Origin of the sequence: Microcystis sp. M049S2 (assembly GCF_020245625.1) — a bacterium.
GTDB classification, from domain to species: domain Bacteria; phylum Cyanobacteriota; class Cyanobacteriia; order Cyanobacteriales; family Microcystaceae; genus Microcystis; species Microcystis ichthyoblabe_A.
The window spans coordinates 1-9148 of sequence record NZ_JADBUN010000118.1 but is presented as its reverse complement, the minus strand read 5'-3'; the positions used below and the strand labels follow the sequence as shown (position 1 = coordinate 9148).

Annotated in this window: 9 protein-coding genes and 3 pseudogenes; 9 read left to right on the top strand and 3 right to left on the bottom strand. The window is 45.2% G+C overall.

What is annotated here, in order from left to right; all coding sequences use genetic code 11:
• The 9 genes and pseudogenes from IM496_RS10130 to IM496_RS10095 all read left to right on the top strand — a co-directional run.
• Positions 1–1076, top strand: a 1076-nt coding sequence (locus IM496_RS10130; RefSeq protein ID WP_287661854.1) for a hypothetical protein, incomplete at its 5' end; no start/stop codon positions are given.
• Between the two features lie 307 nt (positions 1077–1383).
• On the top strand, positions 1384–1998 hold the full coding sequence (locus IM496_RS10125) for a hypothetical protein (protein ID WP_287661853.1): 615 nt from the start codon (positions 1384–1386) through the stop codon (positions 1996–1998).
• 103 nt (positions 1999–2101) lie between these two features.
• Positions 2102–2323 carry a hypothetical protein gene (locus IM496_RS10120; RefSeq protein ID WP_287661852.1) on the top strand — a complete coding sequence of 74 codons (222 nt, stop codon included), beginning with the start codon at positions 2102–2104 and terminating at the stop codon, positions 2321–2323.
• Positions 2324–2377: 54 nt separating this feature from the next.
• Positions 2378–2992 (top strand): annotated as a pseudogene (locus IM496_RS22705) (ATP-binding protein); the annotation flags it as partial.
• A gap of 51 nt (positions 2993–3043) precedes the next feature.
• Positions 3044–4534: an AAA family ATPase gene (locus tag IM496_RS10115; RefSeq protein WP_287661851.1), complete on the top strand. Its 1491-nt coding sequence runs from the start codon at positions 3044–3046 to the stop codon at positions 4532–4534.
• 107 nt (positions 4535–4641) lie between these two features.
• Complete coding sequence (locus IM496_RS10110; RefSeq protein ID WP_194015655.1) at positions 4642–5205, top strand: Pvc16 family protein; 564 nt, start codon at positions 4642–4644, stop codon at positions 5203–5205.
• A 76-nt stretch (positions 5206–5281) separates the two neighbouring features.
• Positions 5282–5998 (top strand): annotated as a pseudogene (locus IM496_RS10105) (helix-turn-helix domain-containing protein).
• A 78-nt stretch (positions 5999–6076) separates the two neighbouring features.
• A complete protein-coding gene (locus tag IM496_RS10100; RefSeq protein WP_194017825.1) occupies positions 6077–6331 on the top strand; it encodes an AbrB/MazE/SpoVT family DNA-binding domain-containing protein in 255 nt (84 codons plus the stop codon).
• Positions 6325–6660, top strand: a complete 336-nt coding sequence (locus tag IM496_RS10095; protein WP_194017827.1) for a type II toxin-antitoxin system PemK/MazF family toxin — start codon at positions 6325–6327, stop codon at positions 6658–6660. The genes IM496_RS10100 and IM496_RS10095 overlap by 7 nt, the downstream gene beginning before the upstream one ends.
• 281 nt (positions 6661–6941) lie before the next feature.
• Here IM496_RS10095 and IM496_RS10090 read toward each other — a convergent pair whose 3' ends face one another.
• The 3 genes and pseudogenes from IM496_RS10090 to IM496_RS10080 form a co-directional block, all read right to left on the bottom strand.
• Positions 6942–7274: a barstar family protein gene (locus IM496_RS10090; protein ID WP_287661850.1), complete on the bottom strand. Its 333-nt coding sequence runs from the start codon at positions 7272–7274 to the stop codon at positions 6942–6944.
• Positions 7275–7310: 36 nt separating this feature from the next.
• Positions 7311–8726 carry an eCIS core domain-containing protein gene (locus IM496_RS10085; RefSeq protein WP_287661848.1) on the bottom strand — a complete coding sequence of 472 codons (1416 nt, stop codon included), beginning with the start codon at positions 8724–8726 and terminating at the stop codon, positions 7311–7313.
• 242 nt (positions 8727–8968) lie between these two features.
• Positions 8969–9148, bottom strand: a pseudogene (locus IM496_RS10080) (IS630-like element ISMae26 family transposase); the annotation flags it as partial.

Sequence of the window (9148 nt, the reverse complement as noted above, 5' to 3'; positions counted from 1 at the left end):
GATTTGTGACTAAAAATGCTCCTTTTCTCTTCTACTCTGATGGAGGTGCTGGAACAACTCCTATGTTCATTATTGAACCATCAGGCAGTGTCCAAGCTACCTCATTTCTCGGAGATGGTTCAACCTTAACGGGAGTCGTGAGAACAGCCGGGGATACGATGACGGGGGCGCTGACGATTCAAAATAATCTCACTGTTACGGGCAAGGTCGGTATTGCCACCACCGCCCCTCCTAGCGAAAGATTGGAGGTTAATGGCAATATCAAAGCTACCTCATTTCTGGGTAGAATTGATGCGGTAAATATTACTTCAGGGACGTTAAATGTTGAACGTATTCCTAACTTATCAGCCGAGAAAATTACTTCGGGAACTTTAACGGGTTCTTACAGCATCAATGGTAACTTGTCTATAACATTTGATTCCTATTTTGGCTGCCAAAGCCAAGATAGATTTACCTACGATAACAAGTCTATTGGACATTACTCTCTGGGATGGTTTCGGGATAGCTGGCAGACTAACGGACCAACAGCTTGGTTAAGTAGCTTTGGAGGGATTAAGTTTTTTACTACTGGCCAACCAAGACTAATGATCGATGCTTTGGGCAAGGTCAGCGTTACTGGTAATTTATCAGTAACAAATATCTTAGAAATTGGCGATACACCTTTTACCGGAAATACTGGCGGAAATCGTGATTGGATGCAAAAAGGAATCAAGATCAATTGGGATACTGATAGTTTATTTATTGGCTTAAAAGATGAAGGAAGTGACCGAAAAGATGCGGTAATTGCTTGGGGTGATAATACACAAGATGACTTGAGATTTATTAATGTAGCCGGAGGAGACGTTCAAGGTAAAGAACTAATGAGAATTAAACCCAGTGGTAATGTGGGAATAGGAACTAATAATCCACAACAAAAACTGCATATTGATGGAGGACATTTGACAATTACCAATAACGGTAATACTTTTACAATAAGTGTAGAAAGAGACCGAGTAGTTTTTTACTTATCGAATGCGTATCATGGTAATAATAAACGGATATCTTGGGATGGGGACAACAATTGGGATGAGGCATAATGACTATGAAGGACTATCAAGAACTTAAATCTGAAATAGGAATCTGGACAGAAAATTTTTCCTGATTTAGCTCAATAGACATCTCCAGAAAAGATTTTTAATCGGAACCCGTAGTAAGGGCTTCAACCCTTATTCCGACAATTATTGGAGAGGTCTAATGATTAGGATTGTGTAAAACCTGTCTCACCACCTTTTACGACTCATATCAGAACCGAGTGATTTACCACAACAAAAAAACTCCGTGTCCTCTGTGGCTCTGTGGTGTTTATCAGAATTTTATTTGAACAATAAAAGGCGGTGAGTGTAAATGGCTTATAGCAATTTCAAGTTAGATGAATTAGTAAAACTTTTTGATTTAACCATTCAGGAAAACTCTGAATTATTCGCCTCTATTCCAGAAGTAGAGGGTAGTGAATATTTAATGACAACTCTCCAAGAAACAGTCGATTTAGCAGTAGCTATCAACACCGAAAAAGCTCGTTCAGAAATGATTATTGCTCCTGTCTTATTAGAGTTGCGAAGAAAATTAAAACACCAAATTAGTCTATTTTCTGGGGTTGACTTTACTGTGGATTTCAGCCAAGGCTTGAACGGTATTTGCGACTTTATTATCAGTAAAAATCCAGAACAGTTATTTATTCGTCAGCCGATTATCACAATTGTTGAGGCGAAAAATGAAAACTTAAACTCAGGATTTGGTCAGTGTATTGCTGAAGCAATCGCCGCTCAAATCTTCAACCAACAGGAAGGTAATGAAATTTCTGTCATTTACGGAGTCGTGACAATTGGAACTATCTGGAGATTTTTAAAACTTGTAGGTAAAACCGTTGAGATTGATTTGAGTGAGTATTATATTAAAGACATCAACAAAATTTTAGGCATCTTATACCATGCTATCATCAATAAAGATCTAGGAGAGTAGATAATTTATGAAATCGGCGATAATTAATCTGCCAAACCATTGCAAAATCAGCTTTTATGTTATGATCTAGGTTAGAAGCAAATTTTTCCAACGCATTATTCCTATGAAAAAACAAATCAAAGAACGCCTCGAAGAACTCAAAGTAGAATATGAATCTGGTCAAAAAATGTTAGCTGATTTAGAAGCACAAGAGTCGAATCTAAGGACTACCATGCTTCGCATCAGTGGCGCTATTCAAGTATTAGAAGAGTTGCTCGCTAAAACTGAGGAAGAAGAAAATCTTGACGGTGTTGAAATAGTAGAATCTCTCTCTCAAACCAACTGAAGTATTTAACATTCAAAAAAACTCTGTGTCCTCTGTGTCTTTGTGGTTTTTATTATGGTTATCGAGGCTAGTAAGGCATGGTTGGAAAATCTGTTACCAGCTTTGCAGTGGTTAGACAAACTGCTAGAAAAAGCAGTAGTTGCCGCTCAAGCAACCTATGCTAAAGACCCAGCAACTGAAGCCTATCAAGGTCTTTATCTCACGCAGGAAGATGTAGAGCAATTGTTAGTGCGCCAGCCAGGAGAGCCTGTCCTGAAACTTGGAGGAGAAGCTTGGGAGCCATCCTTTTCTGAGTTAGCCGACAAAGCATCCCGCCTAGACTGGCTCAGACAAACCTTTGACCTGTCCGTCTTCGACCTAGCGCTACTCGTGATTGCCCTCGCTCCCGAACTCGACCTGCGCTACGAAAGGCTTTACGCCTACCTCCAGGACGACGTAACTCGCAGGCGACCCACAGTAGATCTCGCCCTCAACCTGCTGTGTTCTTCAGCCCCAACCAAGCTGTGGCAAAGGTCTAGGGTTGCCCCAGAAGCGCCCCTACTCCGCCATCGACTGCTCCATCTGTTGGCCGACCCCCATCAGGTGCAGCCGCCCTTACTTGCTTGCTACCTCAAGCCTGATGAGCAGCTAGTCCGCTACCTGCTGGGACAGGAGGGACTCGACTCCCGATTGGCAACATTCTGTGAGCTAGTCGGCCCCAGGGGAGAACGGTCGTCACCGTTGTTAGATGCCAAAATCCAGCAAGCGCTAAACGCTTTGGCACTCCAGGCGAAACAAGCCAATCAGCCTTTACACCTTTACTTTCACGGTCCCCAGGGAGTGGGAAAGCGCCAAGCAGCAGAAGCGATCGCCCTCAAGTTAGGCATGAAGCTGCTAGTAGCAGACATCGCCACAGCGATCGCCGCGAAAACCGAGCTAGAGTCAATCTTGCCCCTGCTCTTGCGAGAAGCCCAGTTTCAAGATGCGGTGCTGTATCTCCAGGGAATCGACGCACTGGGTTCCCAAGAGCAGGTAAACAACTATCAGCGCCTGTGGGAGGCGAGCGCCCAATTTCCCAGCATTGCCATCTTCGGAGGAGTAGGGCCAACCCTGTCAGACATCCCCGGCTCCACCCGCACGATTCTTCCCGTCTCCTTTCCCCTACCCGACTTTGCCCAACGTCGGGACAACTGGCAAGCCTATCTCTCCCAATCTGGCATTAGCCGACCGGCCCAGGAGTTAGATACCCTCGCTGACCGTTTCCGCCTCACTCCTGAACAAATTGGCGATGCAGTCGCCTCAGCCCAGCACCAGGCTCGCTGGCAAGCGGCCCAAGCATCCCAGGAACCCCCTCGTGCCTTAAGCTTAGAAGACCTGTTGGCTGCTGCTCGCGCCCACTCAGGTCAAGCTCTGACTTCCCTCGCCCGCAAAATTTCCCCTCGCTCCACCTGGACCGATCTGATCCTCCCGCCCGAGGGACTGACTCAACTCCAAGAAATTTGCAATCAGGTCAAATACCATCACCTCGTCTGTGGTCAGTGGGGTTTCGAGCAGAAACTCTCCCTCGGCAAAGGGCTAAATGCTCTCTTCTCTGGCTCACCTGGTACGGGTAAGACAATGGCGGCGGCGGTCATCGCCCAGGAGTTGCACCTCGACCTCTATCAGATCGACCTCTCCCAAGTAGTCAGCAAGTACATTGGCGAGACGGAAAAGAACCTGGAGCGGATCTTTTCCGCCGCCCAGAGTGCCAATGCCATCCTTTTATTTGACGAAGCAGATGCTCTCTTTGGCAAGCGCTCCGAGGTGAAGGATGCCCATGATCGCTACGCTAATATTGAAATTGCCTATCTGTTGCAGAAAATGGAGGAATACGAAGGGGTGACGCTCCTAACTACCAATTTCCGGCAGAACTTGGATGAAGCCTTCACCAGGCGCATTCGTTTTATTGTCGAGTTTCCCTTTCCCGAAGCCGACTACCGCCTGCAAATCTGGCAAGGCATCTGGCCCAAACAGACACCGCTGGCAGCCGATGTGGATCTCGAAGGCATGGCGCGGCAATTCAAGCTGGCAGGAGGTAATATTCGTAATATCGCCCTGGCGGCTGCCTTCCTCGCCGCAGAAAACAGCCAGTGTGTGACGATGAAACATCTACTGCAAGCAACTAAGCGGGAGTTTCAGAAGATGGGAAGACTGATTGGGGAAGAGGAGTTTTGGCAATTTGCCCAAAAATAACTGGAAAAATATTCCGTTTGCGTGCGCCCATCGCCCTAGTTCCTAGCCAAAGGGGAACGCCGAATTAAGTCCAATAATAACATTATCAAGTTAATGGGGAAAATTCAATGATCCAAGATCTCGACGATACGCTTAAAGAATTGCTGGTGCAAAAAGTGCCTCTCGATCCTACCGCGATCGATATTAAGTTTGAAGTGCCGAATAAAGACGACTGGAATCCCAAGCCGACTAAGCCTACGATTAACTGTTTTCTCTACGACATTCGGGAGAATCAAGAGTTACGAAGCAATGAGCGGTATCTCACTCGTAACGGAACCACAGGAACCGAAGAAATTGCCCCCACTCGCATTGATTTATCCTATCTCATCACCGTTTGGACAACCGATGTCGCCGACGAACATCAACTGTTAGGTAATATTTTGAAGACCTTATTGAGCTATCCAGTTTTGCCAAAGGAAGTCCTCAAGGGGCAAATAGTCAATCAATCTCTACCTCTGCGTGCCTGGGTTTCCCAACCCGAACGCACCCCAAATGCTTGGGATTTTTGGGGAGCGCTTGACGGACGGATGAAAGCGGGGATCAGCTATATGGTGACAATTGACGTTGAACCCTTTGCACCGGTTGGTGTTCGTTTGGTTACAGAAAAAGTTCTCAAAGTCGAGCCAAAGTAAGCTGATCTTGTAGATATTGTAGTGGATTGTTTCAACTAAAATAGGGCAATAGCTCGAACAAGCAGAGGACATTTTAATGGGAAGAGGTTGGCGAGATAAAGTCAATCTAACAGGGGAACAAAGAGAAAACCTCGAACAAATCAGTCGTAATGGCTATGCAGCAGCTAAAAAAATTCTCCACGCTCGGATTTTGCTGATGTGTGACGAGGGAGAACAGGCGAAAAGAAAATGGACAGATGAAGAAATAGCCGAAGCTTTAGAGATCCATAGAAATACAGTGTGACGTATTCGTCAAAGATTTCTTCAAAAAGGCGAAAAACCAGCATTAGAACGGAAATCGAGAAAAACTCCCCCCACTCCGGCAAAAGTTGATGGAGCCGCCGCCGCCCAAAGCCGAGATTTCCAGTCCAACGGTGTGGCGTACTCTAAAAAAAACCAATTAGGCCTTTGGAAAACCCAAAGATACTGTATTCTGGAACAGGATTTAGCCCGATTTGTTGCCCAGATGGAAGTTGTCCTTGACCTGTATGGCACTCAGCCATCGGAAGAAGAACCGTTAATCGCGAATGTAGCCGAAACTGAACTAAGCGTCTTATCGAGGCAATGTTTAGATAGAAGGATTTCTAGCAAGGAAGAACTGAAAAGGGAGATAGAAACCTGGCAAAAAGAACGTAATCAGACTGCATCTACAGTAATATGGACGTTTACGACCAGCGATGCTAGGGTCAAGCTGAAACATCTTTATCCTGTGTTTGAGGAGGAGCAATCGGGAGAATCTATTGCACCAAATTAGCTGAAACAGTCCACTACAAGATGCTATGTTATCCCTTTATAATTGAAGCATACAGTCCCCATACGGTAATTAATTCTTATGTTAATCACTACAGTGAAAGATATTAACGGTTCTCCTCACATTGCGATACCAGCCGATTTGTTAGAGCAAATACAATTACCGATTGGTTCTTCAGTCAGTATCAACATCGAAGGAAATCAGATTACGATTGCTAAGTCTGCGCCCCATTACAGTCTTGATGAGTTGTTGGCAGGAATGCCTGATGATTTGATTCAAAGTTCAGAAGATCAGGAGTGGTTAGAAGCGTCGCCTGTGGGAAGGGAGCTATGGTAAAAATTCCCGACAGAGGAGATATTATTTTTATTAGTTTTGACCCAACGAAAGGTCATGAACAAGCGGGAAGCAGACCTGCTTTTGTTGTTAGTCCATTAGCTTTTAATGCTAAAACAAAAACGCTTTGGGCTTGTCCTATTACGAATACTCAAAGAGGATGGGCTTTTGAGGTTTCGCTTGATGGAAGTGGAACTCAAACAACGGGAGCAATTCGGACGGATCAGCTTAAAACGTTGGATTTTCAGGCTCGTCAATATCGCTTTGTTGAACAGGTTCCTTTAGCTATTGTTCAGGAGGTTTTAGCAAAAATTAAGGCTGTTCTTGATTAAGTTTATCCTGCCGATTGGGGAAAAGGGGAAAGAAAGGAAAAACCTTTAGGCTGTTGGGATGATTAACCACAAAAATGTAGGGTGTGTTAGCGAAGCGTAACGCACAGAATATCGGTATAATATATGAAGAAATCCCATATTGGTGATCGCATTAATAGCCATTCCAAACATCAGACAATAATGATGAATAATCATTAATTTGGTGCGTTACATTTCATTAACGCACCCTACAAGCTCGGCGATCGCACTGTGTCAGTCCACTACACTCGTCTGCGATCACACTACACTAACAAAAGCAGGATTTTACTTGCTCCCGGTATTGATATTTTTGCACGATTAACATTCGCCGTTGAATTTAGCAAGGCTGTGAAGATTTCCATATGCTGCTCCAGAAATTCGCTTGCATCTGACAAAATTAACACTAAATCTTCTCCTTGTGGTACAGCTACTTTGGTCATCCCCTGTGTAGTTGGCCTTGATATGTCTAACATACAATCTTCCCAAGCATTCATGTTCTTACCATAAAATTTTGGGAAACCCATAGCAATCGCAAAACATTCGTGGAAAGATTCCCAATCGTTGATTTTTGCTAATTCAATTTCTACACTGACCATTAATGCACCTCATCATAATTTATGGGTTCTATACTTTTAGATACTGAATTCAGTAAAATCAGCATAGTGATTGTGTGTGTAATAGAATTTGCCGTCACTACTGGTTACTATTCTCAAAGCGTTTCTTGCGTTACCAGCTAGACAAGGATAGATATCCCATTCTTGATACGTTTGTCCGTTCGCATATGGTAGCCTGGAGTCATCAGGCTGTGCGTTATTGTTAAAAACTCGACCACCTGCGTACTCATTTTTCCCCCATTTAAACCCAGGGAAGCCTCGACCTTGTATGTTTGCTATATAATTCCTTCCTCCTGGTTGGATACTGGTTTTAGTCGTTACATACTTTGCAATTGTTTTAGCTTGTTGAGGTACAGGTTGTGACTGTTTGCCTCCCTCTTTATATACGCCCAGTTGAATCGTGGATTTATTCTTTGCTTCATGGAGTAAGTGTTCCTCCTGTCCCGACGCAACATGAATCTCCGTCCCTTGGGTATAAGCTAAAGCCTGTAACTGAGCAGGTTTAGACGAATTATAATGAACCCTGACATCATCTAAGGAATAGCCCGATAAATTCTCAACTCCTGCTTTCAGTTCATCGGGTAATCCCGTTTGATTGGGATTTTTCGCTTCTTCCTGGCGTTGGAGTGCAGAAATACTCGGTTTCGCCTGAAGTTCCTCGTCTGGTTCTTCCTGGCGTTGCAGTGCCGTAATCTCTGGTTTCGCCTGGAGTTCCTCTTCTATTGCTTCCTGTCGCTGTACCGCTGCTGGCGCATCGAGTCTTTGTAAGACTTCTGATGCTACCTTGTCCGCTTCCTGTTCGTAGCGATCGCCTGCTTCCCCGATCGCCAATTTACCGCGCACAGTCCCCGTTTGCTGCACTACATGGGTCAACTCATGGGCCAGTAATTCTTTGCCACTAGAACTACCTGGATTGTACTCGCCCTGACGGAAAAAGATGTCTTGTCCCGTGGTGAAGGCACGAGCGCTGAGGGATTGATTGAGGGCATCAGCCGTGCTGTCAGTATGCACGCGCACCCCACTGAAATTGGTGCCAAAAGCGGATTCCATTTGCCGCTGGATGCCAGTATCAAGCGATCGCCCTCCACCCCGCGCCTGTTCAATTGTTGCTTCCACCTCTGGGGTGGCTTCGGTTTCTCCGGCTCCTTGGCGAGACAGTTCCACCACCCGTTGGACGTAGCGGTTGCCGTACTGCCGTTGCATCTGGAGCATCAGTTGGCGGCCGCGGGCCAGGTGGTCTGCGGTCGCCCGACTGAGCAAGTTAGCATGGACTTTGGCAGAGGGAGCACTCCCAATCCGACTCATGGTCTGTGTCAGGGGGTCTTGTTGAGTCACCAGGTCTTCTTGTTGGGCAGTTGTCCTCTGGGTTTCCCGTTCTTTGGTCGGCTGGGAGTGATGGGATTTGGTGTCGGGGGTCGATTGGCGATCGCGCATGGCACACCTCGTATCAAAAGTAGGCTGACAGTTTCTCTCAGGGACTGAAAAGTTTTTTCCTGCCCGATGGCGAATATCCCTTTATTTTAGCACCAAATCTAACTACAGACCAATTTTGGTCATTCTATGGGTTGTTTTTTTTTTGATAATGTTGTTTGGCGAGTTGTTTATAGGCAGTTTGTTCGGCTGCTAGATATCGCTCTATTTCCTGCTTTATTAGCATGATATAGCAATTCTCTGACTTATGAGGTACAGTAGCAACAGTGAGTAAACCAATTGCAAATATCTTTTTGAGTAACTTCTAACATAGCCAATTCAATCCCTTCTATTAAGTCTTTGTAAGTTCTCGCCTTCAGTTTTCTTAACATCGCTTTCACTTTTGACCAAAAGTTTTCAATAGGAGAGAATTCGGGAGAATAAGG